Consider the following 25901-nt stretch of genomic DNA (forward strand, 5'->3'; position numbering starts at 1 on the left):
CGGTGTCCTAGGCGGGTCGGTTCGGGTCGGGGCGGCCGGGGCGGCCGGGCCCGGGGCCGGGACCGGGACCGGGACCAGAGTCACGGTCGCGGTCGCGGTCGCGGACCATCAGGGCGGCGCGCTTGCCGGGCAGGTCGAGCTCGGCGGCCGGCCTGAACCCGGCCCGTTCGAAGGCGCGGACGGAGCGCCGGTTCCGGACGTCGGGCTCGGCCACCACGCGCTCACAGCCCGGCCGTTCGCGCAGGATGCGGTCGGCCAGAGCGGCGATCAGGATGGCACCGAGGCCCCGGCCGCGGTGGTCGGCCGGGCCGAGCAGGAGGTGCACCCCGGTGTCCTGGGGGCGGGCCGGGTAGTACCCGGCGAGCGGGTCGAGGTCGGCGCGGTAGACCTCCCAGTAGCTCATCGGGGTGCCGTCGAGCAGGCCGAGGCAGGGAGCACTGCGGCCGTCGCCGTCGAGCTGACCGCGAACGTGCCGCTCGGTGGCGGCGGTCGGGCCGGCCAGCTCCCAGAACGCGGCGGTCTCGGGGTCGTTCATCCAGCCGGCGAGGAGCTCCAGGTCTGCGGGGAGCCGGACCGGGCGGAGCCGGAACTCGCCGGCGCCGGTGGGCATGGCGCCCCAGCCGGCGACCTCGCCGGCCAGGGTCGGGGGAGTGCTCACGCGCCGGCCACCGGGTTGGGGATGTCAACGTAGACGGACTGGGTGGCGACCGGCCCGACCAGTTCGTCCATGCCGTTGATCCGGGTCAGCAGGTTGGCCTTGCACGGCAGCGTGGCGGCGTCCAGCAGGAGGCCGGGCAGCGCGGAGCCGGTGGCGGCGGCCCGGGGGCCGGCCAGGAAGCCGCGGAGCGCGGCCAGCAGCACCGCCTCGTCGGCCAGGCCCTGGGAGCCGAGGGCGCCGATCAGGCCCAGCACGTGGTTGATGCCGAGGTAGTAGGCGAAGTGATGGTCGATCACCTCGTCGGCGAGGAAGGTGTCGCTGCGCACACCGAGGCCGGGCAGCCGGTCGGTGAGCCGGTCGGCGGCGCTCTGCCGGTAGTAGAAACCCTGGTTGTCGCGGTAGCGCCCGCCGCTCGGCCAGCCGTCGGCGTCCAGCAGGACGAGGCTGTTCTGCTGGTGGGCTTCCAGCGCGATGCCGGCGCGGCCGTCGAGCCAGAGGACGGGCAGCACGACCGCGTCCAGGTAGCGCAGGAACCATTCGGCGGCCACGGTGCGCAACGGGCGCCCGCTGCGGGCGGCGAGGGCCCGCAGGGTGTCGCCGAGCCGGGAGGGGACGGCCTCGCCGGTGCCGAGCGGTTGCTCGGCGACCAGTCCGGCGACGCAGAGCGCGCGGTCGGCGGGGGCGAAGGGCTGGGCGCGCAGCACGGTGTCCAGTCCTCCGGGGTCGCCGAGGGCGGGGTGGTCGACCCCGATCCAGGCCGGGTCGCGGACGACGTCGAAGCCCGGGTGGGCGGCCCGCCACTCGTCGGCGAGGCCGCTCTCCAGCAGCCGGTGCATCTCCAGGCCGCGGTGCAGCTCCTTGCGGAGGTTCTCCCGGCGGGAGTTGGTGATCCGCAGGCCGAGCGAGAGCTTCAGCATCCACGGTGTGCCGGGCCGGTAGACGGTGCGCACCGACGAGGTCGGGTACCAGGCCTCGCCGGCCGGGCCGAGGTCGTGCAGCAGGCCGTCGGCCAACAGATCCGCGACGGCCGGGCGCAGTGCCAGTTCGCGGGCCTGCCAGGGGTGTAGCGGCAGGGCGGCGGTGCCGGGGGGCAGCGCCGTGCGTCCGCCGAGCAGCTCCGCGGTGATCCGGTCGGCGCTCTCGGTCAGCGCGGATCCGGCGGCGAGCAGCTCGCGTTCGACGGCGTACCAGTGGAGTTGGAAGGAGCCGTGGAGTTCCGGGGAGTATGCGGCGCTCTGGGCCGGGCCGAGCCCGTCACGGCTCTTGGGCGTGGGGTGCAGCGGGTGGCCGAGCAGCAGCGACTGCTCGGCGGCGAGGAAGTGCGAGGCCTCCGGCCCGCCGGGGGCGGCGGCGGTCCGGCGGTGGGCGAGGATGTCGGCGGTGCGGACCACCGAGTCGGCGACCCGCGCGGCGAGGTCCGCGACCTGGCCGGGGTCGGGCCGGTCGGCGGCCGCGGCGGCGATCAGGGCGGCGGCGGTGACGGCGTCCACCGGAGCGTCGGCGGTGGCCTCGCCGGCCGAGAGGGTGGCCGGGCCGAAGCGGTGCCAGCCGGCCGGAGACCAGTACCGGACCGGTGCGCAGAGCCGGGCCGCGCCGCCGAGGACGGCGATCCGCAGCCGGCCGTCCGCGCCGGGCACGGCGCCGGTCTCCCGGGCCCAGCACCGCAACAGGGCTTCCAGGCCGGCCTGTTCGGCGGCGACGGCCGGATCCGGGTGCAGCAGCGGGTCGGGGCCGACGGCGGCGGCCGCGACGGGGCGGGCCGGGGCGGGACGGCGCGCCGCAACGTCGGGCGGGGCTCCGGTGAGGGCGGTGCTCAAGGCTGCTCCTTGGGGCGCGTGGGTGCGGACGCGCACGGGTGGTGGAGGGGCTGGCGGGCGCTCGCACCGTCGCGTCAGGTAAGGGTTACCTATCCCTGACGGGTGATCACAAGAACGACTCACTCGTCCGGGTGAAGACCGGTGATTGTTCACCCGTGGGATGATCGCCCCTGCCTGTCGCGGCAACGAGCCGGCCCGGCGTTCGTCACAGATCGATGACCTCCCGTCGGTTCCGGAACCCGGGGGCCGCCCGGGGCCGTCCTGGTGGCCAGTGGGAGACTCCAAGGCGGCCGGCCGGCGCCGCAGCGGAACGGCCGGGAAACAAGGACTAGCTGGGGGAAGCGACACCATGCCATCGATCCACAGGTCAGCCGTGGCCGCGGCCCTCGCCGCCGGAACGCTGTTCGCCGTGAGCGCCTGCGGCCCGGACGGTCCGTCCGGGGACGCCGGCGGCACGAGCGCCGCGCCTCCGCCGGCCTCGGCGAGCGCCACCGGCTCCGCCGCGGGCGGCGGCGGCGTGATCGGCGGCCTCACCCTGCCGACGGGCATCCCGACCAGCCTGCTGGAGGGCCTGCCGAAGAGCTGGGACGACCTGAAGAAGTGGAAGTTCGAGGACTGGGACAACTGGGCCTCCAAGCACGTCTTCAACAACCCGGTCGTCAAGGACTTCTGGAACCCGGACAAGATGGGCGACTCCAAGCCGGCCGACCCGGCGCCGCCCACCGCCAAGCCGGCCGGCGACGCCGGGGTCACCGACCCCGAGCCGCCGGTGGTCAAGGCCGTCCCGATGGCCCGCCCCTACACCAAGCAGCCGTCCGGGAAGGTGTTCTTCAGCGCCGAGGGCGGCCGGGGCAACTGCTCGGCCACCGTGATCGCGGACCCGGCGCACCCCGGCAAGAGCAACCTGGTCTGGACGGCCGGGCACTGCGTGCACCAGGGCAAGGGCGGCAACTTCTTCAAGGACCTCGTCTTCGTGCCCGCCTACAACAACTCCGGTGCCTCCAGCGGCGGCAAGAAGGCCCCCCTGGCGGAGCTGGCACCGCTGGGCACCTGGTGGGCCAAGGACGTGGTGACCTCGCCGCAGTGGACGGTCGAGGGCGGCGGCACCGGTGACGCGGCCAGCCAGTACGACTTCGCGGTCATGCGGGTGCAGAACCAGAACGACACCGGCAAGTCGTTGGAGGAGACGGTCGGCTCGGCCGTCCCGGTCTGGTTCGACGCCCCGCGCGACAAGCTCTCCGTCTCGGCCGTCGGCTACCCGCTCTACAAGCCCTTCGACGGGCAGGAGCTGTACAAGTGCGACGGCGGCAAGCCGGTCCGGCTCTCCTTCGACCCGAAGCGGCCGTCGATGCTCACCATCGGCTGCAACATGACCCAGGGCTCCAGCGGCGGCGGCTGGTTCGCGAAGATGCCCGACGGCAAGCTCGCGCTGGTCAGCAACACCTCCATCGGCACGCAGGACCACACCTCGCTGAGCGGCCCGTACCTGGAGACGGTCGCCAAGCAGGCGCTGGAGTACATCTCGCGGAAGCAGAAGTAGCGCCACCCGCGTCCGACCGACCGCACGACCGACGGGGACCGACCACCATGCGACTGACCATCAGGGCACGGTCGACCAGGGCACTGACCACCGCGGTGCCGGCGCCCGGGGAGCCGGACGGCCGACCGCGGGGCGGCCGCCGGGCCGCGCCGGCGGCGGCCGTGCTGGCCGCGCTCGCGCTCACCGCGACCGCCTGCGGACCGGACAACGAGAAGAGCACCGACGCCGGGGGGCCGCCGGCCTCGGCCACCGCGGCCGCGCCCGGGGGCGGCAAGCCCGCGCTTCCCACCGGCCTGCAGGACGTCGCCGGCTGGAAGCTGGACGACTGGGCGCGGTTCATCGGCGACAACGCCTTCGTCAACGAGGTCGCCCAGGGCTTCTGGTCGATCGCCAAGATGGAGGACGCCAAGGGCCGGGCCACCCCGGAGTACTCGCACAAGTCGGCCGGCAGCTCGGTCCAGCGCGACGAGCCCCCGGCCGCGATCCCGGCCAAGCCGCAGCCGCACCCGTACAGTCCGGCGACGGCCGTCGTCGGCAAGATCTTCATGACTGCGCCCGAGGGCGACTCGATGTGCTCGGGCACCGTGGTCTCCGACCCGGCCAACCCGGGCCGCAGCAACCTCGTCTACACCGCCGCGCACTGCCTGCACGACGGCAAGGGCGGCACCTGGCTGAAGAACATCGTCTTCGTCCCCGGCTACAACCGGGACGGCCAGGCCAGCCGGGGCAAGCGGTACACCGAGCAGCAGGTCTCCCCCTACGGCCGGTGGACGGCGGTCAAGGCACTGGTCTCGCCGAACTGGGTGAAGGAGAGCGGCGTCGGCGCGAACTCCCAGTACGACTACGGGATCATCCGGGTCCGCAACGAGAACGGCTCCGGCCTCTCGCTGGAGGAGGCGGTCGGCGGCTCGATCCCGATCTGGTTCAACGCACCGCACGAGCAGATCACCTCGGCGTTCTCCTACGGCTACCCCGCCGAGCGGCCGTTCGACGGCATGGAGCTCAACCACTGCGACTCGGCCGTCCGCCCGGGCAGGCTCTCCTTCGACCAGACCCGCCCGCCGATGTACGTGATCGGCTGCACCATGACCGGCGGCTCCAGCGGCGGCGGCTGGTTCATCACCAAGGACGGCAAGCCGAACCTGATCAGCGTCAACTCGATCGGCAACCGTAACCCGTCCGAGTACATGGCCGGCCCCTCCCTCCAGGAGCAGGCGAAGCAGGCCTTCGACTACTTCTCCAAGAACGCCAGGTAACGCCGGTCGGCCTGCACGCGCGGACGCCCGGCCCAGGCGCTCGGCCCGGGCGGCCCGGAGCGCTCGGCCCGGGCATCCGGCCGGCCCTACGCGGTCGCGACCGCGAAGTGCTCCAGCTCGGCGGCCAGCTCGGCCGGGACCTTGGCGTGCACCAGGGTGCCCTCGGCGGTGTGCTCGGTGGAGAGCAACTCGCCCTCGGCGTGCACCCGGGAGACCAGGCCCCCCTGGGTGTACGGCACGAGCGCCTGCACCTCGACGGCGGGCCGCGGGAGCTCGTCGTCGATGAGCTTCAGCAGCTCGTCCATGCCCTGGCCGCTGCGGGCCGACACCACGATGGCGTGCGGCTCGCGGCGCAGCAGCCGCTGCAGCACGAGCGGGTCGGCCGCGTCGGCCTTGTTGATCACCACGATCTCCGGCACGTTCTGTGCGTCGACCGAGACGATGACCTCGCGGACGGCCGCCAGCTGCGTCTCCGGCTCGGGGTGCGAGCCGTCCACCACGTGCAGGATCAGGTCGGCGTCGGCGACCTCCTCCATGGTCGAGCGGAACGCCTCGACCAGGTGGTGCGGCAGGTGCCGGACGAAGCCGACGGTGTCGGCCAGGGTGTAGAGCCGGCCGCTCGGGGTCTGCGCCCGGCGCACGGTCGGGTCCAGGGTGGCGAACAGCGCGTTCTCCACCAGCACGCCCGCACCGGTGAGACGGTTGAGCAGGGAGGACTTGCCGGCGTTGGTGTAGCCGGCGATGGCCACGGACGGCACCTGGTGCCGCTTGCGCTCCTGGCGCTTGGTGTCGCGGCCCTTCTTCATGTCGGCGATCTCCTTGCGGAGCTTCGCCATCTTCTCGCGGATCCGGCGCCGGTCGGTCTCGATCTTGGTCTCACCGGGGCCACGGGTGGCCATGCCGCCGCCGGACGAGCCGGAGCCACCACCACCCATCTGCCGGGAGAGCGACTGACCCCAGCCGCGCAGGCGCGGCAGCATGTACTGCATCTGCGCGAGCGAGACCTGCGCCTTGCCCTCGCGGGACTTGGCGTGCTGGGCGAAGATGTCGAGGATCAGGGCCGTCCGGTCGACGACCTTGACCTTGACCACGTCCTCCAGGTGGATCAGCTGGCCCGGGGTGAGCTCACCGTCGCAGACCACGGTGTCGGCACCGGTCGCCGCGACGATGTCGCGCAGCTCCCTGGCCTTGCCGGAGCCGATGTAGGTGGCCGCGTCGGGCTTGTCACGGCGCTGGATGACGCCGTCCAGCACCTGGGAGCCGGCGGTCTCGGCGAGCGCGGCGAGCTCGGCGAGCGAGTTCTCCGCCTCCTCGACCGTGCCGTCGGTCCAGACGCCGACGAGCACCACGCGCTCCAGACGGAGCTGGCGGTACTCGACCTCGGTGACGTCCTGGAGTTCGGTGGAGAGTCCGGCGACGCGCCGCAGGGCGGCACGCTCACTGCGGTCGTACTGGTCGCCGTCGTAGTGGTGGCCGAGGTCCTCGTCGATGGCCGCGAGGTCCTCGTCCATGAGGGCGTCCGCTCGCCGGCCGTCGATGCGGCGCGGGGCGTCGGCGTGGTCGCGGGTGTCGAACGTGGAGGTCATTCTGTCCTTTGGCTGCTGGTCGGAAGGCCTGTCTGCGTGACCGTACCGGACGGTCACACCCGGAGTCTGCCCAGCTGCCGCCCCGTCTACCGCTCGGGCGAGGTGTGAGCTACCCCTCGGGACCGCGGACCCGTGCGGGCAGGTTCTCCCATTGCCCGGTGAACGCCGCGGACCGGCCGTGAATTCCCCCTGATGGTCGCACGCCCGGCGCGGGCGGGTCACCCCCATTTCCCCCGGACGCCGCCCCCGCCCCGGGCTCCGCACCCTCTCCGGGCGGCGCCGGCTCGGCCGCACCGGCCGGGGTGCGCGCGGAGGCGCCGCCCTCGGGGGCGTGCGGCCGGCTGACGTCGTACACCCCGGAGACCCGCAGCATCGCCCGCATCACCACGGCCAGCACCGCCGGGTCGGGCAGCTCCAGGGTGTAGGTGTGCCGCACCCGCAGCTCCTGCGGCGGCTCCACCTCGGCCGAGACGATCCCGACGCCCTCGCCGGAGATCGCCGCGGTGAGGTCGGCCAGCAGCCGGGGCCGGTTGAGCGCCTCGGCCCGCAGGGTGGCCCGGTAGCCGGACGGCGGGGCGCCGCCGGGCTGCCAGTGGATCTCCAGGGCGCCGCGACCGTCCGCCCGCATCCGCTCCCCGGCCGGGCAGCCGGTGCGGTGCACGGCGACCGTGCCGCCGCGGATCGCGAAGCCGCTGACCTCGTCCGGCGGCACCGGGGTGCAGCACCGGGCCAGCCGGACCGGCGCACCGGGCCGGCCGGCCACCGCCACCGGGGCGGCGCCGCGCTCGGCGGCCCGGTGCGCGGGCGGCGCCGGCTGGCCGGCCGAGGGGCCGGTGCGGACCACCGGGACGCGGGCCGGGTGGTCCGCCAGCCACCGCTCGATGGCCAGCCGGGCGGCCGGGGTCCGGGCGTGCGCCAGCCAATCGGGCGCCGGGCCGGACGGCCGGGCCGCCGGGTCGCCCTGCTCGGTCAGGATGGCGACCAGGTCGCCGTCCTGGAGCACGGTGGAGAGCGCGGTGAGCCGGCCGTTGACCCGGGCGCCGATACATCGGTGGCCGGTCTCCTCCCCGAGCAGGTAGGCGGCGTCGACGCAGCTGGCGCCGGCCCTCAGCTGAAGCGTTTCGCCGGTCTCCGTGACGACGGTGATCTCGCGGTCCCCGGCGAGGTCGGCGGTGAGGGCGGACCAGAAGGCGTCCGGGTCCGGCGTCTCCTGCTGCCACTCCAGCAGCCGGCTGAGCCAGCCGGGCCGGGCCGGGTCGGTGCGGTCCAGCTCGTCACCGCCGCCCTGGTCGGCGCCGGCCCCCGGCTGCCGCGGGTCGCCCAGGGCGACCACGCCGGTCTCGGCGACCTCGTGCATCCGCCGGGTGCGGACCAGCACCTCCACCACCGCGCCGCCCTCCAGCGCCACCGCGGTGTGCAGCGACTGGTACAGGTTGAACTTGGGGGCCGCCACGAAGTCCTTGAACTCGCCCGGCAGCGGCGTCCAGCAGGTGTGCAGCTCGCCGAGGACGGCGTAGCAGTCCGCGTTCTCCTCCACCACCACCAGCAGCCGGCCGAAGTCGGCGGGCTGCGGCCCCTGCGGCCGCCCGTCCGGACCGGGCGCGGCGGCCCGTTTGAGCAGTACCCGGTGCAGCGAGACGCAGTGCCGGGGGCGGACGGTCACCTCGGCGGCCACCCCCGCCTCCGCCAACTGGCGGGCGAGGGTCCGGGCGAAGGGTTCGAGCAGGGTGTCCGGTCCGTTCTCGTGCCCGGCCAGCAGGGCGCGGGTGCGCCGGCACTCCTCGGGGTGGAGGGTGGCGAAGACGATGTCCTCCAGCTCCGCCTTCAGCACCTGGATGCCGAGCCGCTCGGCGAGCGGGATCAGCACGTCCCGGGTGACCTTGGCGATCCGCAGCTGGCTGGCCGGCTTCATGTGCCGGATGGTGCGCATGTTGTGCAGCCGGTCGGCGAGCTTGATCACCATCACCCGGACGTCGTCCCCGGTGGCGACCAGCATCTTGCGGAAGGTCTCGGCCTCGGCGGCCGCGCCGAAGTCGACCTTCTCCAGCTTCGTCACCCCGTCGACCAGGTAGGCGACTTCGGGCCCGAAGCCCTCGCCCACCTGATCGAGCGTCAGATCGGTGTCCTCCACGGTGTCGTGGAGCAGAGAGGCGACCAAGGTGGTCGTCCCGGCGCCGAGTTGGGCCAGGATCATGGTGACGGCCAGCGGGTGGGTGATGTAGGGCTCGCCGCTCTTGCGCTTCTGCCCGCGGTGGCTCGCCTCGGCCAGCCGGTAGGCCCGGCCGAGCAGGCCGAGGTCGGCCTGCGGGTGGTGGCGGCGGTGGACCCGGACGAGCGGCTCGATCGCGTCCGGCACCGGCGGGCGGCCGGTGGCCAGCAGGGCGGCGCGTCCGGCCCGGCCCAGCGCGACCCGGCCGAGCCCGCCCAGGGGGCGCCTGGCCCCGGCCTGCCGTGCGGACGTCGGCTGCCCCGCCAGGGGCTGCCCGGCTTCGATGGTCATCAGCGCCTCCGGCAGCAGTCACCGGTTGCCTGCTACCCCGACGCGGGGTGATCGACCCGGTGGTCCATGCTACCGAGCAGACCACGTTCCGCGACGCCCTACTTCCCTTCCGCGAGCCGGATCACCCGAACGGGGGGATTCACCGCCGCGCGAAATGGGCAAACCGCCCGCGGTTCAGCCCTGAAGAGCCGCCAGCCACCCCGCGTCGAGCTCGCCGCGGGCCACGATCACCGCCGGGCCGGTCTTCTCCACCCGGCCGTCCGGGTACTCGGTGATCACCAGCCGCCCGCCCGGCACGTCCACGGTGTAGCTGACGGCCTCACCGGTGACCGCCGGGTCGAGGCCGTCCCGGCGGATCGCGGCGACCGCGACGGCGCAGGCGCCGGTGCCGCAGGAGAGGGTCTCGCCGGAGCCGCGCTCGTGCACCCGCATCGCGACGTGCCGCGGCCCGCGGTCCACCACGAACTCGACGTTGACGCCGTCCGGGTAGGCCCCGGCGGGGCTGGTGAGCGGCGCGCTGCGCAGCTCACCGGCGTGGTCCAGGCTCTCCACGAAGGCGACCGCGTGCGGGTTGCCCATGTTGACGTTGCGGGCCGGCCAGCGCCGCTCGCCGACCGCGACCTCGATCCCGTCCGGGCCGGGCAGCTCCGCGCGGCCCATCCCGACGGTGACGTCGCCCGGCGTACCGTCCGCGGCGTCCGCCGCGATCCGCACCGTCCGCACGCCGGCCCGGGTGGCGACGGCCAGCTCGCCGGGCTCGGCCAGCCCGGCGTCGACCAGGTAGCGGGCGAAGACGCGTACGCCGTTGCCGCACATCTCGGCGATCGAACCGTCGGCGTTGCGGTAGTCCATGAACCACTCGGCCCGGTCGGCCTGGTCGGCCGCGGCCGGGTCCGCGGCCGAACGCACCACGCGCAGCAGTCCGTCGGCGCCGATGCCGGCCCGGCGGTCGCAGAGCGCGGCGACGGCCTCGGGACCGATCACCAGCCGGCCGTCCGGGTCCGGCACGATGACGAAGTCGTTCTGGGTGCCGTGCCCCTTGAGGAAGGGCAGGCCGGCGGGCTGCTGGGAGGATTCGCTCACCCTCCCGATGGTACTGAGCGGGCGCCCGTCCCGGCCCGGCGGACCACCTGTCGGACCGCGCACCGGACGGCCTGTCGGGCGGCCCGTACGGCTACCCGGAGCGGGGTCAGCGCAGGTGGACGACGCGCCAGAGCGCCAGCGCGCAGGCGGCCAGCACGATCAGGGTGTAGATCACGATCGCCTTCCAGCCGGCCCGCCGGCCGGAGCCCCGGCGGGGCAGGCCCGGCCACTTGTACCCGGCGTGCCGGGCGGCCATCGCACCCCAGCCGACCGAGGCGGCGGTGAGCAGCAGGCCGAGCATCCCGACCATCGCCGAGCCCGCCCCGGCGGAGCCGAAGGCGAGCGGGAAGGCGAACATCAGCGAGCCGGCGGTGGCCAGCAGCGCGATCGGCAGCGTCTGCCACCAGCGCAGCCGGCGGCGCGGACGGATCTCGCGCTCGTGCACGGCACCGGAGGAGGCGCCGTCCAGCACGGGCAGCGCGACGGCGTACGACGTGGGGGCGTCGAGTCCCGGCAGCACGGGCAGATCCGGCAGGGTGGCCGCGTCGAGGTCGTCGGCCTGCGCGGTGGCCCCGCCACTCGTCGGCCTGCCGCTCTGGCCGGCTTCGGGGCCGGTACCCGTGGACACGCGGCCTCCCCTGACAGTTCGACACGAGTGTGCACTCGCGGCCGGGCACGGTCGGCCCGTCCGGACCGACCCTTATGACCTCGATGATGGCATGTCCAGGGGTGCGTTCCGGGCCTGACCGGGGTCGTCGGGTGATCCGTGGCCATCACGTGATCGGGCCGTAACCCCCGGTTCGTCCTGCACGGCCACCTGCGCGCGCAGGTGCACCGCCGATTGGCCGGATCCCGTCTACGGCGCGGCGGATTCCTGACGGTCGATCAGCTCCAGGGAGCGGGCGAGCAGCTCGGCGGGGTCGGCGCCGGCCGGGCGGGAGAGCCAGTGGATCCGGTCGTCGCGACGGAACCAGGACTCCTGACGGCGGGCGAAGCGCTTGGTCGCCCGGACGGTCTCGGCCCGCGCCTCGTCCTCGGTGCACTCCCCGGCGAAGTGGTCCAGGACCTGCTGGTAGCCGAGCGCCCGGGAGGCCGTCCGGCCCTCGCGCAGCCCGCGCTTCTCCAGCGCACGCACCTCGTCCAGCAGTCCGGCCTCCCACATCCGGTCGACCCGCAGGGTGATCCGCTCGTCGAGTTCGGGGCGCGGCACCGCGACCCCGATCTGCACCGCGTCGTAGACGGCGGTGTTGCTCGGCAGGCTGGCGGTGAACGGCTGCCCGGTGATCTCGATGACCTCCAGGGCCCGGACGATCCGCCGCCCGTTGCCCGTCAGGATCGCCTCGGCGGCCGCCGGGTCCAGATCGGCCAGCCGCCGGTGGAGCGCGTAGGGGCCGAGCTCCTCCAGCTCGGCCTCCAGTCGGGCCCGGACCACGGGGTCGGTGCCGGGGAACTCCATCTCGTCGATCGCCGCCCGGACGTACAGCCCGGAGCCGCCGACCAGGACGGGGGTGCGGCCCGCGGCGAGCAGCCGGTCCATCTCGGTGCGGGCGAGCCGCTGGTACTCGGCGACGCTCGCCGCCTCCGTCACGTCCCAGATGTCCAGCAGGTGGTGCGGGACGCCGCCGCGCTCGTCGAGGGCGAGCTTGGCGGTGCCGATGTCCATGCCGCGGTAGAGCTGCATCGAGTCGGTGTTGATCACCTCGCCGCCGAGGCTGCGGGCGATGGCGACGGCCAGGTCGGACTTGCCGGCGGCGGTCGCGCCCACGACGGAGACCACGCGGGGCCGGGCGGGACGGGGCGGGACGGTGGTACGGGAGGTGCTCACCGGACCAGTCTCGCAAAACCGCCGCCGCGCCGGTGACCTCCGCGCCAAGCCGGTCCCACTGGACGACGATATGACTGATTTCGGCCATTTCCGCAGTTGCGAACGGTTCGGCCACGACGAACGTTGAGCAAGAGCAGGAGACGGAGAGGAACGGTGAGAGCACCATGGGTCTGATGGACAACCTCAAGGGCAAGGCCGGGGAGCTGAAGGAGAAGGCCAGTGAACTGGCCGGCAAGCACAGCGACCAGATCGAGCACGCGGTGGACAAGGCCGGCGGGGCGATCGACAAGGCCACCAAGGGCAAGTACACCGAGAAGATCGAGCACGGCACCATCAAGGCCAAGGGTGCGGTGGACGACTTCGCCCACAAGCCCAAGGGGACCGGTGCTCCCGGCGACCCGACCGGCCCGGCCCCCGACGGCGGCCGGGGCCCGAACGCCTGAACCGGCGGGGGCGGCGTCAGTCCCAGGTGGCGACGACGTACCCGACGCCGTACGGCGCGTCTTGGTAGCCGAGGCTCGCGGTGAGGCCGGCGCCCTCGGCGGCGCCGGCCAGGACCTGCCAGGGGGCGCGGCCCTCCGCCTGCAGCTCCGCGGCCAGGCCCGGCTCCAGCGCCGCCAGTGCGGCCAGGTCCGCCGAGCCCAGCGCCGCGGCGAGGGCCGCGTCGAAACCCTCGGCCCGCTCGTCCAGGTAGCCCGGCGCCTTCAGCGAGCGGCAGGCGCTGCCGTCGCCCATCACCAGCAGGGCGACCCGGTCGGCCAGCTGGGCCAGGCCCTGGCCCAGCCCGAGCATCCGGTCGGCGGGCGCGTCCGCGGGGACGGCGCAGGCGTGCGTGGGCAGCTTCACGCCGGCCCGCTCCAGCAACCAGGCGCCGACGGTCAGCGAGGGTGCCAGCTCCGGCCCCTCGACCCCGCCGACCGGGAGCCGGACCACCAGCGGCACGCCGTAGCGGTGGAAGGAGCCGGCCCCACCCTCGGTCCACACCTCGGCCTCGGGCCCGGTGCCGACCACCACGACCAGCTCCGGCCGGGCCGCGACCAGCGCGGCCAGCGCCTCGTCGCAGGCCGCGCGCAGCGCCTCCAGCTCGGCGGCCGCACCGGCGGCGACCTCCGGGACGAGCAGCGGCGGGCAGGGACAGACGGCAGCGGCAACCAGCATGTGGATCACTTTAGGGCCTGTCCCGTGGATCGGGCCGGACCAGGCCTGATCCACCGGACGGGCCCCGGCCGGGAACGGAGGCGGGGGGGGGAAAAAAACCCCCCCCCCCCCCCCCCCTCACCCACCCCCCCCCCCCCCCCCGCCCGGTGTCCGGAGCCGTCAGTCGCCGCAGCAGCCGCCCGCCGGGGCGGCCGACGGCAGGGCCGCGGGGGCGCCGACGGTCGGCAGGCCGAGCATCACGCCGGCCGGCTTGGCGGCGGGCGCGGCCCGGCGCTTCTCCCAGGCGTCACCGGCCCGGGTGCGGCGCACCGCGAGCGTGGGGCCCTCGGCCAGCAGGTGGTGCGGGGCGGCGTAGGTGATCTCGACGGTCACCGTGTCGCCCGGCCGCACCGGCTCGGCGGGCCGGGTGAAGTGCACCAGCCGGTTGTCGGGGGCGCGGCCGGAGAGCCGGTCGGTCCGGTCGTCCTTCTTGCCCTCGCCCTCCGCCACCAGGACCTCCAGGGTGCGGCCGACCTGCTTCTTGTTCTCCTCCCAGGAGATCTCCTCCTGGAGGGCGATCAGCCGGTCGTAGCGGGCCTGGACGACGGCCTTCGGGACCTGGTCCGCCATCTCGGCGGCCGGGGTGCCGGGGCGCTTGGAGTACTGGAAGGTGAAGGCGTTGGTGAAGCGCGCCTCGCGGACCACGTGCATGGTCTGCTCGAAGTCCTCCTCGGTCTCACCGGGGAAGCCCACGATGATGTCGGTGGAGATCGCGGCGTCCGGCATCGCCTCGCGGACCTTCCGGATGATCCCCAGGAAGCGCTCCTGCCGGTAGGAGCGGCGCATCGCCTTGAGCACGGCGTCGGAGCCCGACTGCAGCGGCATGTGCAGCTGGTGCATCACGTTCGGGGTCTCGGCCATCGCGGCGATCACGTCGTCGGTGAAGTCGCGCGGGTGCGGCGACGTGAAGCGGATCCGCTCCAGGCCCTCGATCTGCCCGGCTGCGCGCAGCAGCTTGGAGAAGGCCTCGCGGTCGCCCAGGTCGGAGCCGTAGGCGTTGACGTTCTGGCCGAGCAGGGTGACCTCGATGACGCCCTCGTCCACCAGCGCCTCGATCTCGGCGAGGACGTCGCCGGGGCGGCGGTCCTCCTCCTTGCCGCGGAGCGCGGGGACGATGCAGAAGGTGCAGGTGTTGTTGCAGCCGACCGAGATGGAGACCCAGGCGGCGTAGGCGGACTCGCGGCGGGTCGGCAGGGTGGAGGGGAAGGTCTCCAGCGACTCCAGGATCTCGACCTGGGCCTTCTTCTCGACCGCGGCCCGCTCCAGCAGCGCCGGCAGGTGGCCGATGTTGTGGGTGCCGAACACCACGTCGACCCAGGGGGCCCGCTGGACGATGCTGTCGCGGTCCTTCTGCGCCAGGCAGCCGCCGACGGCGATCTGCATGCCCCGGTTGCGGCTCTTGGCCGGCGCCAGCTGGCCGAGGTTGCCGTACAGCTTGTTGTCGGCGTTCTCCCGCACGGCGCAGGTGTTGAACACCACCAGGTCCGGGTCGCCGTCGGTCCCGGCCTTGACGTAGCCCGCCTCCTCCAGCAGGCCGGCCAGCCGCTCGGAGTCGTGGACGTTCATCTGGCAGCCGTGCGTGACGACCTTGTAGCTCTTCAATCCGCTCTCACCGCTCACCAGACCAGGGTACGGGCAGCCGCGAAGCGGATTTCCCCTGGCTTTCCCCGGGGCTCCGCTCCGGCGCGAGTGCGCCGAGTACCCGCGCCCGGGTGTCCGTCCTCCGGTTCGCCCCTCCCGTTCGCCCGGCGCGCCTGGCACTATCCCTGCATGGCCCCCAGCTCCCACCCCCGACCCGGCGCCCTCCGCGCAGCGGCCCGCAGCCCGCTGTGGCGGACGGTGCTGGTCCTGGTGCTGGTGCTGGCGGGGATCGGCGGCTGGTGGCTGTCGGCCGGCCGCCCGGCCGGTTACCCGCGCGGCGAGACCGGCTTCGCCACCGGCGTGCAGCGGGGCGTCTACGACCGCTACGGGCAGCTGCTGGAGTCCCACATCGGCAGGGCGATGCCCGGGGTGCAGCTGCGGCTGGACAACACCCAGGGCTCGATCGACAACCTGGCCCGGGTGACCAGCGGCCAGGACGACTTCGCGATCGCCACCGCCGACGCGGTGGCGGAGTACTCCGGCCCCGGCAAGGACCGGTTGCGGGCGATCGCCCGGCTCTACGACGACTACCTCCAGCTGATCGTCCCGGCGTCCTCACCGGTGCACCGCACGGCCGATCTCAAGGGCCTGCGGGTGGGCGTGGGCCTGCCGCAGTCGGGGGTGAACCTGGTGACCCGCCGGCTGCTGGCCTCGGCCGGGCTGGACCCGGACCGCGACATCCGGCCGGTGATGCTGGGCGTCGGCGACGCGGCCGACCGGCTGCGGTCCGGCGAGCTGGACGCCTTCTTCTGGTCCGGCGGGCTGCCCACCAGCGCGCTCACCGACCTCTCCGACCACGTCCGGATCCGGCTCGTCCCGCTCGGCGACCTCGCCGAGGCCGTGCACATGGTCGAGGGCGGCGGCACCGACGCCTACCGGGCGGCCACCATGCCGAAGGGCACCTACCCCAACGCCGAGCCCAAGGAGCCGGTCGCCACGGTGGCCGTGCCCAACCTGCTGATCACCCGCAGCGACGTGGACACCGCCCTCGTCGAGGGCATGACCCGGGCGGTGATAGACAGCCGCGACCAGATCGGCTCCCAGGTGCACGCCGCCCAGCTGGTGGACCTGCGCACCGCGGTCTACACCGACCCGCTCCCGCTGCACGAGGGCGCCATGCGCTACTACCGCTCGGTGAAGCCCTAGAAGCGGCCCCGCCGGGCGCGCCCAGGCCCCGCCGGGCCCGCTCAGGCCCGACCCGGGCCCTCCGCCCGCGGCACCGCCAGGGTCACGGCGAGACCGGTCGGCTGCACCGGGGCGAAGGTGAGCGAGCCGCCGGCGGCCTGCAGCAGGGTGCGGGCGATCGAGAGGCCGAGGCCGGAGCCGTCCACGTTCTGGTGGCGCGCACTGCGCCAGAAGCGGTCGCCGGCCCGGGCCAGCTCCTCCTCGGTGAGACCGGGCCCGCCGTCCGAGACGGTCACCGCGACCTCGGCGCTCCGGACGGCGACCAGCACCCGCACCCGGCTGCCGGACGGCCCGAACTTCAGGGCGTTGTCGACCACCGCGTCCAGGGCGCTGCCGAAGCCGATCGGGTCGGCCATGCCGAGCGCCACCGCCGGCCCCTCCCAGGCGAGCTCGATCCCGCGCTGGACGGCCACCGGCCGCCAGGCGTCCACCCGGGCCAGGCTGAGCGCGGCCAGGTCGGTCGGCTCGGGCGCGGGGCGGGCGTGCTCGGCGGTGGCCAGGCCGAGCAGGTCGTCCAGCACCCTGGCCAGCCGGGCGCCCTCCTCGCGCACCCCGCCGAGCTCCTCCTCGTGCCCCTCGGGCAGCTCCAGGCCGAGTACCTCGACCCGCAGCAGCAGTGCCGCGAGCGGGTTGCGCAGCTGGTGCGAGGCGTCCGCGACGAAGGCCTTCTGCTGGTCCAGGGCGAGCACCACGTGGTCGGCCATGTCGTTGAACGAGTGGGCCAGGCGCTGTAGTTCGGGCGGTCCGCCGCCGGGTGCGACCCGGGCGTTCATCCGGCCGGTGGCGATGTCGTGGGTGGCCCGGTCCAGCGTCCGGACCGGGCGCAGCACCCACTCGGTGAGCCGGACGGCCAGCAGCACCGCGACGATCATCGCGGCCGCCTCACCGGCCCCGATCACCAGCCAGCTGTGCAGCATCCGGGTGCGCAGCGCACCGGTCGGGGACTCGCTGAGCACCACCGCGACCACGTCGCCGTCGCGGACCACCGGGGTGGCGATGGTGAGCGTGCGGTCAGAGGTCCACGGCCAGACCTGCGGCGGGTTGTGGCTGCGCCGCCCGTCCAGCGCCTCCTGGAAGGCCTGCTCGCCCCAGCCGCCGGCGGGAACCCGCCAGTCGGCCGGCGCGGTGGCGATCGGGATGCCGTCGCGCTGGAAGATGCCGAGCCGTACGCCGTACAGCTCGTGGTAGCGGGCCACCTCGGCGTCCAGGGCGTGCCGGCGGCTGAGGTCGCCGGGGGCCGGCTCGGGGTCGCCCTTGAGGGCGGACTCCAGGCCGGAGACGCCGGAGGTGGGCAGGTCCTGGGCGAACCGGGCGGCGTCGTCGAGCCGGTCGACCACCACCCGGCTCTGCTCGGCGGCCGCGACCGCCGCGGCGAGCGGCAGCCCGAGGGCGGCCAGGACGCAGAGCATCAGCGCGAGCAGGATGCCGAGCAGGCGGGTGCGCACGTGCGGTCAGTGCTCCGCGCGGGCCTGGGGGGCGTCCGCGGCAGCCGCCGGGGACTCGGGGATCAGCCGGTAGCCGACGCCCCGGACGGCTTCGACCAGGCCGGGCAGGGCGAGCTTGGTGCGCAGCGAGCCGATGTGCACCTCCAGGGTGCGGCCGTTGCCCTCCCAGCCGCTGCGCCAGACCTCGCTGAAGATCTGCTCGCGGCGGTAGACCACGCCGGGGCTCTGGGCGAGCAGCGCCAGCAGGTCGAACTCCTTGCGGGTGAGCGGGACGTCCCGGCCGTCGACGCTGACCCGGCGACGCTCGCGGTCGATCGTGATGCCGCGGGACTCCAGCGGGCCCCGCTGCTGCGGGACGGCGTCGGGCGTGGGGACCGAGACCGCGGCGGGGGCGGCGCCGCGGCGGGCGACGGCGTGGATCCGGGCGAGCAGCTCGCCCATGTCGTAGGGCTTGGTGACGTAGTCGTCGGCGCCGAGGTTGAGGCCGTGGATCCGGGAACGGATGTCGGCCCGCGCGGTGACCATGATCACGGGCACGCCGCTGCCGGCCCGGATCCGGCTGCACACCTCGAAGCCGTCGCGGTCGGGCAGCCCGAGGTCGAGCAGCACCACCCGGTACGGGTCGTTGCCGTCCGGCACCAGCGCGTCGAGCGCCTCGTGCCCGCTGCGGGCGTGCCTGACCTGGAAGCCGTGCCGTCCCAGCACCGCGACCAGCGCGGCGGCCACGCGTTCGTCGTCCTCGACGAGCAGCAGTCGCATCGTTCCTCCTTTCCCCGACGTTCCCCGGGGTGTTGCGTGGTGTTCGCGGGCCCCACCGGGCAGGTCCCGGTCCTGCGCAGTATGGGCCAGTGGAGCGCCGGACGCCAGGCTCGGCCACGTCCCGGGACCCTCCGGGACGGCGTGCGCCGGGGCGGGCGCCCGCTGTCACCACGCGGCGCCACCGGTGTCACACGCCCCTGCGGGGACGGGGTGAACGGTCCGCGCCCGGCGTGTGGCCGGATCGTGATCCTCAAGTTCCGCTCAGATCTGCTGGCGTGCCATCGTCATGGCTCCTATGGTCACCTTCCACCGGGGGCCGCGGCTCCGCCGGCCGAGGCCCCCGGCTCCACCCACCACCATTGCCGCCCAAGGGAGTTCAGCTCTCGGGCCGAACCCAGGGAGCAGGCACGATGACCGAGAGCTTCGCCAGGGACTCCAGCGCTGCGAACGCCCCCCTGGTGGTGCTGAGCGGGGTGAACAAGCACTTCGGCGCGCTGCACGTGCTCCAGGACATCAACCTGGAGATCGCGCAGGGCGAGGTGGTCGTGCTGATCGGCCCGTCCGGCTCCGGCAAGTCCACGCTCTGCCGGACGATCAACCGGCTTGAGACCGTCGACTCCGGAACGATCACCATCGACGGCCGGCCGCTGCCCGCCGAGGGCCGCGAACTGGCCCGGCTGCGGGCCGAGGTCGGCATGGTCTTCCAGAGCTTCAACCTCTTCGCGCACAAGACCGTGCTGGAGAACGTGGTGCTCGGCCAGGTCAAGGTCCGCAAGATCAACCGCGACCGGGCGGTGCGGACCGCCCGCGAGCTGCTGGAGCGGGTCGGTGTCGGTGCGCAGGCGGACAAGTTCCCGGCCCAGCTCTCCGGCGGCCAGCAGCAGCGCGTCGCGATCGCCCGGGCCCTGGCGATGAACCCCAAGGTGATGCTCTTCGACGAGCCCACCTCGGCGCTGGACCCGGAGATGATCAACGAGGTGCTGGAGGTCATGCGCCAACTGGCCGCCGACGGCATGACGATGGTCGTCGTCACCCACGAGATGGGGTTCGCCCGCTCCGCCGCCAACCGCGTGCTGTTCATGGCCGACGGCCGGATCGTCGAGCAGAACACCCCCGAGGCCTTCTTCACCGCGCCGCGCAGCGACCGCGCGAAGGACTTCCTCTCCAAGATCCTGCACCACTGACCCCCACCGGACCCATCGGGCCGGCCAACGGGCGACGACGGCGAGAACGCCGCCGCCACCCCGGCCTGCCCGGCCAACTTCCTGTCGCCAGAGCCCGGTCGATCCGTGGCTTCGCCCGAGGAGAGCTACCCCCATGAGGACTCGTCGCACCTTCGCCGTCGCGCTCTGTGTCATCGCGCTCACCGCCACCGCCGCCTGCGGCAAGGACGGCTCGCCGAGCAGCACCGCGGCCACCGGCGCCGGCGGCACGCCCGCTCCCCAGCTGCCCACCTACACCGTCAAGACCGACGTCACGGTGGACTCGCCCCGGCTCGCCGAGGCCAAGAAGCGCGGTCAGCTGATCATCGGCGCCAAGGCCGACCAGCCGTTCCTCGGCTTCGAGGACGTCGCCACCGGCGACCGCAGCGGCTTCGACATCGAGATCGCCAAGATGATCGCCGCCGACCTCGGCTTCACCCCGCAGCAGATCAAGTGGCAGACCCTGGTCTCCTCGCAGCGCGAGCCCGCCATCGACAAGGGCCAGATCGACTTCTACGTCGGCACCTACAGCATCAACGACGAGCGCAAGAAGACGGTCTCCTTCGCCGGCCCGTACTACATCGCCGGCCAGGACCTGCTGGTCAAGGCCGACAACACCACGATCACCGGCCCGGAGTCGGTCAACGGCAAGAACGTCTGCACCGCGACCGGCTCGACGTCGATCAAGAACATCCAGCAGTACTCGCCGAAGATCACCCAGTTCGACAGCTACTCCGCCTGCGTCGACAAGCTGCTGGCCGGCGAGGTCGACGCGGTCACCACCGACGACGCGATCCTCAAGGGCTACGCCTCCAAGTTCGCGCCCAAGCTCAAGGTGGTCGGCAAGGCGTTCACCAAGGAGAACTACGGCGTCGGCCTGGCCAAGGACGACGCGGCGCTGCGCGGCGCCATCAGCGACGCCCTGAAGGCCCACCAGGACAACGGCGACTGGAAGAAGGCCTACGACGCCACCCTCGGCCTCTCCGGCTCCACCGCGCCGGAGCCGCCGGCCCTGGAGCGCTACTGATCCCCCGTCGGGCCCGACCCACGTCGGACCTGATCCGTTCCTGACCGATTCTGAGAGGAGGGCCGCCAGATGGGCATACTGTTCGAGGACGACAACTTCGCTCTGTTCCGCGACGGTTTCCTGCAGACGATCGAGCTGAGCGCACTCAGCGCGCTGCTCGCCCTGCTGCTGGGCACCCTGCTGGCGGCCTTCCGGGTCTCCCCCGTGCCGGTGCTGCGCGGCTTCGGCACCGCCTGGGTGACGCTGTTCCGCAACACCCCGCTGACCCTGCTGTTCTTCGCCGTCGCGTTCGGGCTCCCCCGGCTCGGCGTGCACTTCAGCCACCTCGTCTTCGCGGTGCTGGCGCTCGGCGGCTACACCGCCTCGTTCGTCTGCGAGGTGCTGCGCTCGGGCATCAACACCGTGCCGCTCGGTCAGGCCGAGGCGGCCCGCAGCCTCGGCCTGACCTTCGGCCAGACCCTCACCTCGGTCGTCCTGCCGCAGGCCGCCCGGACCGTGCTGGCCCCGATGAGCAGCGTGTTCATCGCGCTGCCGAGGAACTCGGCGATCGCCGGCGCGTTCAGCGTCCCCGAGCTGTACAGCGTGCAGCAGACGCTCTCCGAGCGCGGCTACTCGATCTTCGCCATCTTCTTCTGGGTGGCCTGCGCCTATCTGGTGATCAGCGCCACCGTCGCCCTCGTGTTCCGCTTCCTGGAAGACCGCCTGGCGGTGGCCCGATGAGCGAGCGGAGCGAGCGAACCATCGAAAGGTGCGCGCCGGTGACTGCCCCTGCCGAGCGGAACGAGGTGGCCGCATGAGCTCCCTCTTCACCCGCGCCTCCGCGGCCAGCGTCCTCTACGACGCCCCGGGCCCCCGGGCCCGCAGCCGCAACCGGATCCTCGGCGTGCTGGCACTGGCCGGCATCGCCGGACTGCTCTGGTACGCCTACTCGGCACTCGACGAGAACGGCCAGTTCGACCCCCAGCTCTGGGACGCGTTCCAGTACAACGCCGTCCAGCAGCGGATCGTCGACGGCCTGCTGGCCACCCTGGAGGCCTTCGGGCTGGCAGCGCTGTTCTCGCTCGTGCTGGGCGCACTGCTCGCCGCCGGGCAGCTCTCCGACCACAAGCCGGTGCGCTGGGCGACGGTCTCGGTCGTCCAGTTCTTCCGGGCGATGCCGCTGCTGATCCTGATCGTCGCGCTCTACTACGCGTTCTTCGCCAAGGAGCCGATGTGGGCCCTGGTGCTCGGGCTCACCCTCTACAACGGCTCCGTCCAGGCGGAGATCATCCGCAGCGGTGTCAACGCCGTCCCGCGCGGCCAGGGCGAGGCCGCCTACGCGCTCGGCATGGGCAAGACCCAGGTGATGACCCTCATCCTGGTCCCGCAGGCGATCCGCTCGATGCTGCCCTCGATGATCGGCCAGCTGGTCGTCACCCTCAAGGACACCTCGCTCGGCTTCATCATCACCTACCATGAGCTGCTGTTCGTCGGTAAGGCGATCGCCAGCCAGCCGCTGAACGCCGCGGGCTTCCCCTACATCCCGGTGGTCCTGGTGATCGGCCCGATCTACATCGCGATGTGCCTGCTGCTCACGGCGCTCGCCCGGTGGATCGAAGCACGTGGCCGTCGCGGCGCGAACCGGCGCACATCAGCTGCTGCTTGACGGACACGCAGGTGAACTGTTGCATTGCTCTTCGTGACACCATCCGGGACCATCCTCGCGGCATATGACGCCACCCCGTCGGCCCGGCCGTGCCCGGAGGTACGTGAGCACACCGCCCCGGCCCGGCCGTGTCCGGAGGGCCCGGCATGGACCCGGTGATCGTCGTCGGGGCCGGACCGGTCGGTCTGGCCCTGGCGCTCGCACTCGCCCGGCACGAGGTGCCGTCCGTCGTCCTGGACGAGGGCTCCGGGCTCTGCCCCGAGGGCCCGCGCAGCGTCGTCCTCGGGCCCGACACGGCCGGCTTCCTGACCCGCATCGGCTACCCCCGGGCCGTCTCCGACGCCGCCCGGTGGGACGCCTTCACCGTCTGGCGCCGCCGCCAGGAGGTGCTGCGGATCGACCTCGCCGACAGCCCCGTCCTGCACCTGCCCCAGCACCGGCTCCAGCGCGGCCTGCGCGACGCCCTGACCGGCACCCCGCTGGTCAGACTGGTCCCGCTGAGCCGGGTCGGCAAGCTCGAACAGGACCGCGACGGCGTCAGCGTCCACACCCGCAACCCGCAGGACGGCACCGAGACCTGGTGGCGCGGCAGCCACCTGGTCGGCTGCGACGGCGCCCGCTCCACCGTCCGCAAGCTGCTGAAGATCCGCTTCCCCGGCCGGCCCGCCGTCGACCGCAACGCCGTCGCCACCGTCCGGGTCGACCTGCCCTTCACCGAGGCCCGGCTGCACCGCGAGCCGCCGTGGCGCGGCGACCGCGAGGCCTCCGCCCGCCCGCTGCCGGACGGCGTCTGGCGGATCGACTGGCGGCTGCCCCCGGGCAGACCGGCGCCCAGCGAACCGGTCGACCCGCACGCCACCTGGCCCGGCATCGTCACCGGCGACACCCTGCTCACCCGTGTCACCGCCACCCTCACCGCCTGGTGCGGCGAACTCCCCCGGTACGAACTGCTCGCCGCCGCCGACCACACCGCCCAGCAACGACTCGCCGCCCGCTTCCGTGACGGCCGCTGCTTCCTCGCCGGCGACGCCGCCCACCTGCACGGCGCGCTCGGCATGCAGAACCTCGCCGACGGGCTGCGCGACGCCGACAACCTCGCCTGGCGCCTCGCCCTCGCCTGGCACCTCCACACCGGCGGCCCCCAGCCCGGCGGTACCCTGCTGGACGGCTACGAGGCCGAGCGGCGCGGCGCGGTCGGCGCCCGGCTGCGCGCCGTCGACCAGGCCATGCCGCTGCTGCGCCCGCTGCGAGGCTGGCAGGCCACCCGCCGCTCGCTGCTCACCGGCTCGTTCCGCAAGCACGCGCCGCTGCTGGCCGACGGCCAGCTCGGCACCGGCCGGTTCGGCGGCCCCCCGGCCTACCCGGCGGCCCCCTCCGGCGTTCCCGGGCGGGTGCCGGTCCAGCGCGGCGGCCGCAGCACCACCTCGCTCAGCGAACTGCTGCCCGCCACCGCGCCCGGTGTCCTGGTGCCGGACCTCCCGGTGCTGGCCACCGACGGCACGCCGGACCGGCTGCACGCGCGGCTCGGCTCGGCCTTCCTGCTGCTGCTGGTCGCTCCCGGCACCGCCGTCTGGTCCACCGAGCACTGGCTGGGTGCCGGGCTGATGCCCCGGCTCGCCGAGGTCGCGGCGGCGCTGCCGGTGCCGGCCGAGGTCCTGGTCACCGAGGAGTACCCGGGGGCGGGGCCGCACACCGTGCTGCTGATCCGGCCGGACGGCCATCTGGTCGGCGTCACCCAGGGCGCGGCGGCCGAGGACCTCCAGGCGCTGGCCGACGGGGCCCGCGGCGGGCCGCAGCCGCTGAGCGGGACGGCCGAGGCCGCGGCGGACGGCGGCCGTCCCGGTTCGACGGACGGCACGCCCGGCGACGCCGTGGCCGAGCCTGCCGCCCCCGCGGTGGACTCCGCTAGCGGGCCACCTCGGTGACCCGGCTCTCCCGGACCACCGTCACCCGGATCTGGCCCGGGTAGGTCAGCTCCTCCGACACCTGCTTGGCGACCTCGCGGGCGATCACCTGCGCACCGAGATCGTCCACCACCTCCGGGCGCACCATCACCCGCACCTCACGGCCGGCCTGCATCGCGTACACCGCGGCCACCCCCTCGTGTGCCCGGGCGATCTCCTCCAGCCGCTCCAACCGGCGGACGTAGACCTCCAGCGACTCCTTGCGGGCCCCCGGCCGGCCGCCCGAACACGCGTCCGCCGCCTGGACCAGCACCGCCTCGACCGTCTGTGGCTCCACCTCGCCGTGGTGCGCGGCGATCGCGTGCACCACATCCTCCGACTCGCCGAACCGCCGGGCGCACTCCGCCCCGATCGCCGCGTGGCTGCCGTCGACCTCGTGCGTCATCGCCTTGCCGATGTCGTGCAGGAGTGCCGCACGCCGCGCCGGCTCCGGGTCCACCCCGAGTTCGGCCGCCATCATCCCGGCCAGGTGCGCCGACTCCACCAGGTGCCCCAGCACGTTCTGCCCGTACGAGGCCCGGTAGCGCAGGGTGCCGAGGGTGCGGACCAGCTCCGGGTGCATCCCGCCGACCCGTACCGCCAGCAGCGCGTCCTCGCCGGCCCGGACGCACCGCCGCTCGACCTCCTCGCGGCTGCGCTCGTGGACGTGCTCGATCCGCAGCGGATGGATGCGGCCGTCCTCGACCAGCTGTTCCAGGGTGAGCCGGGCGGTCTCCCGGCGAACCGGGTCGAAGCAGGACAGCTGCACCGAGGCCGGGGTGTCGTCGATGATCAGGTTGACGCCGGTGACCGCCTCGAAGCTGCGGATGTTGCGGCCCTCGCGGCCGATGATCCGGCCCTTCATCTCCTCGTTGGGCAGCCGGAACACCGACACCGCGGTCTCGGCGGTCTGCGCGGCCGCCAGCCGCTGGATCGCCCCGGCGACGATCGTCCGGGCCCGCTCCTCGCCCTCCTCCTTGGCGGTCCGCTCGATCTCCCGGACCGTGACGGCCGCCTCCCGCCGGGCCTGTGCCTCGGCCTCCCGGACGAGCTGGGCCCGTGCCTGGTCGGCCGAGAGCCCGGCGGTGCGCTCCAGCTCCGCCTCCCGGCGCCGCAGAAGTTCGTCGGCCTCGCCCCGGGCCCGCGCCACGTCGGCGGTCCGCTCGGCGAGTTCGCCCTCGCGGAGGTCCAGTCGGCGCAGCTCCTCGGTCAACCGCTCCTCGCGCCGGTCGAGTTCGGCCCGCAACTGGGCGGCCTGACCCTCGGCCCACCGCCGGGCCCGCTCGGTCTCGGCCGCGGCGCGCCGCTGCGCCGCCTGGAGCCGCCGGACCATCAGCCAGGCCGCCGTCACGACGGCGATCAACGCCACCGCCGACAGCAGGGAGGTGACCGATCCGGTGCTCAGCGCGATCCTCATCCTGGCCACTCCCCGTCCCTGCACGGCACGCCGTCCGGGGCAACCGCGACCGGGTCCGGGCAGGCCTGCCCGAGGCGTGGCCGAGGAGTGATCGACGCGCTCCCGCACTGAGTGCGAGGCTAAGCGCAGGTTACGAAACGGTCAAGACTGGCCCGGGAGTTGGCGAACCCTCACA

Annotated in this window: 21 protein-coding genes; 9 read left to right on the top strand and 12 right to left on the bottom strand. The window is 73.9% G+C overall.

The window, feature by feature from the left end:
• Positions 1–7 precede the first annotated feature (7 nt).
• Positions 8–658, bottom strand: coding sequence for a GNAT family N-acetyltransferase (locus ACF9IK_RS11610; protein ID WP_395294159.1), 651 nt, complete (start codon positions 656–658; stop codon positions 8–10).
• A complete protein-coding gene (locus ACF9IK_RS11615) occupies positions 655–2475 on the bottom strand; it encodes an IucA/IucC family protein (protein WP_395294160.1) in 1821 nt (606 codons plus the stop codon). Before ACF9IK_RS11615 ends, ACF9IK_RS11610 begins: the two co-directional genes overlap by 4 nt.
• A gap of 349 nt (positions 2476–2824) precedes the next feature.
• On the opposite strand from ACF9IK_RS11615, the gene ACF9IK_RS11620 reads away from it, so the two are divergent.
• On the top strand, positions 2825–4015 hold the full coding sequence (locus ACF9IK_RS11620) for a hypothetical protein (protein ID WP_395294161.1): 1191 nt from the start codon (positions 2825–2827) through the stop codon (positions 4013–4015).
• A gap of 47 nt (positions 4016–4062) precedes the next feature.
• Positions 4063–5271 (top strand): trypsin-like serine peptidase, encoded by a 1209-nt coding sequence (locus ACF9IK_RS11625; RefSeq protein ID WP_395294162.1) that lies wholly within the window; start codon positions 4063–4065, stop codon positions 5269–5271.
• An 86-nt stretch (positions 5272–5357) separates the two neighbouring features.
• On the opposite strand, the gene hflX is transcribed toward ACF9IK_RS11625, so the two are convergent.
• The 5 genes from hflX to miaA all read right to left on the bottom strand — a co-directional run bounded on the left by hflX (position 5358) and on the right by miaA (position 12265).
• Positions 5358–6857 (bottom strand): GTPase HflX, encoded by a 1500-nt coding sequence (gene hflX / locus ACF9IK_RS11630; RefSeq protein ID WP_395294163.1) that lies wholly within the window; start codon positions 6855–6857, stop codon positions 5358–5360.
• Positions 6858–6966: 109 nt separating this feature from the next.
• A complete protein-coding gene (locus ACF9IK_RS11635; RefSeq protein WP_395294164.1) occupies positions 6967–9357 on the bottom strand; it encodes a RelA/SpoT family protein in 2391 nt (796 codons plus the stop codon).
• 174 nt (positions 9358–9531) lie between these two features.
• Positions 9532–10440: a diaminopimelate epimerase gene (gene dapF, locus ACF9IK_RS11640; protein WP_395294165.1), complete on the bottom strand. Its 909-nt coding sequence runs from the start codon at positions 10438–10440 to the stop codon at positions 9532–9534.
• Positions 10441–10546: 106 nt separating this feature from the next.
• Positions 10547–11068 (bottom strand): hypothetical protein, encoded by a 522-nt coding sequence (locus tag ACF9IK_RS11645; protein ID WP_395294166.1) that lies wholly within the window; start codon positions 11066–11068, stop codon positions 10547–10549.
• 228 nt (positions 11069–11296) lie between these two features.
• Positions 11297–12265, bottom strand: a complete 969-nt coding sequence (gene miaA / locus ACF9IK_RS11650) for a tRNA (adenosine(37)-N6)-dimethylallyltransferase MiaA (protein ID WP_395294167.1) — start codon at positions 12263–12265, stop codon at positions 11297–11299.
• Between the two features lie 173 nt (positions 12266–12438).
• Between miaA and ACF9IK_RS11655 the strand changes: the two genes are divergently transcribed.
• On the top strand, positions 12439–12708 hold the full coding sequence (locus tag ACF9IK_RS11655) for an antitoxin (RefSeq protein WP_395294168.1): 270 nt from the start codon (positions 12439–12441) through the stop codon (positions 12706–12708).
• A 16-nt stretch (positions 12709–12724) separates the two neighbouring features.
• Here the strand turns inward: ACF9IK_RS11655 and ACF9IK_RS11660 are convergent, their stop codons facing one another.
• Positions 12725–13423, bottom strand: coding sequence for a hypothetical protein (locus ACF9IK_RS11660; RefSeq protein WP_395294169.1), 699 nt, complete (start codon positions 13421–13423; stop codon positions 12725–12727).
• A 159-nt stretch (positions 13424–13582) separates the two neighbouring features.
• On the bottom strand, positions 13583–15082 hold the full coding sequence (gene miaB, locus ACF9IK_RS11665) for a tRNA (N6-isopentenyl adenosine(37)-C2)-methylthiotransferase MiaB (RefSeq protein ID WP_395294170.1): 1500 nt from the start codon (positions 15080–15082) through the stop codon (positions 13583–13585).
• Positions 15083–15232: 150 nt separating this feature from the next.
• Between miaB and ACF9IK_RS11670 the strand changes: the two genes are divergently transcribed.
• Positions 15233–16249, top strand: a complete 1017-nt coding sequence (locus tag ACF9IK_RS11670) for a TAXI family TRAP transporter solute-binding subunit (RefSeq protein ID WP_395294171.1) — start codon at positions 15233–15235, stop codon at positions 16247–16249.
• Between the two features lie 41 nt (positions 16250–16290).
• Here the strand turns inward: ACF9IK_RS11670 and ACF9IK_RS11675 are convergent, their stop codons facing one another.
• Positions 16291–17733 (bottom strand): sensor histidine kinase, encoded by a 1443-nt coding sequence (locus tag ACF9IK_RS11675; RefSeq protein ID WP_395294172.1) that lies wholly within the window; start codon positions 17731–17733, stop codon positions 16291–16293.
• Between the two features lie 6 nt (positions 17734–17739).
• Positions 17740–18492: a response regulator transcription factor gene (locus tag ACF9IK_RS11680; protein ID WP_238863978.1), complete on the bottom strand. Its 753-nt coding sequence runs from the start codon at positions 18490–18492 to the stop codon at positions 17740–17742.
• Positions 18493–18902: 410 nt separating this feature from the next.
• On the opposite strand from ACF9IK_RS11680, the gene ACF9IK_RS11685 reads away from it, so the two are divergent.
• The 5 genes from ACF9IK_RS11685 (at position 18903) to ACF9IK_RS11705 (ending at position 24291) form a co-directional block, all read left to right on the top strand.
• Complete coding sequence (locus ACF9IK_RS11685; RefSeq protein ID WP_395294173.1) at positions 18903–19676, top strand: amino acid ABC transporter ATP-binding protein; 774 nt, start codon at positions 18903–18905, stop codon at positions 19674–19676.
• Between the two features lie 133 nt (positions 19677–19809).
• Positions 19810–20721, top strand: a complete 912-nt coding sequence (locus ACF9IK_RS11690) for a glutamate ABC transporter substrate-binding protein (RefSeq protein ID WP_395294174.1) — start codon at positions 19810–19812, stop codon at positions 20719–20721.
• 69 nt (positions 20722–20790) lie between these two features.
• Positions 20791–21441, top strand: a complete 651-nt coding sequence (locus tag ACF9IK_RS11695; RefSeq protein WP_238863980.1) for an amino acid ABC transporter permease — start codon at positions 20791–20793, stop codon at positions 21439–21441.
• 73 nt (positions 21442–21514) lie between these two features.
• The gene (locus ACF9IK_RS11700; RefSeq protein WP_395294175.1) at positions 21515–22366 is read left to right on the top strand and encodes an amino acid ABC transporter permease; all 852 of its coding nucleotides are present in this window, start codon (positions 21515–21517) and stop codon (positions 22364–22366) included.
• A gap of 146 nt (positions 22367–22512) precedes the next feature.
• Positions 22513–24291 (top strand): FAD-dependent monooxygenase, encoded by a 1779-nt coding sequence (locus ACF9IK_RS11705; protein ID WP_395294176.1) that lies wholly within the window; start codon positions 22513–22515, stop codon positions 24289–24291.
• Here ACF9IK_RS11705 and rny read toward each other — a convergent pair.
• Entirely contained in the window at positions 24272–25726 is a 1455-nt protein-coding gene (gene rny, locus ACF9IK_RS11710; RefSeq protein ID WP_395294177.1) for a ribonuclease Y, read from the bottom strand. The genes ACF9IK_RS11705 and rny overlap by 20 nt on opposite strands.
• Between the last annotated feature and the right edge of the window lie 175 nt (positions 25727–25901).

The organism is Kitasatospora hibisci (assembly GCF_043950205.1).
GTDB classification, from domain to species: domain Bacteria; phylum Actinomycetota; class Actinomycetes; order Streptomycetales; family Streptomycetaceae; genus Kitasatospora; species Kitasatospora hibisci.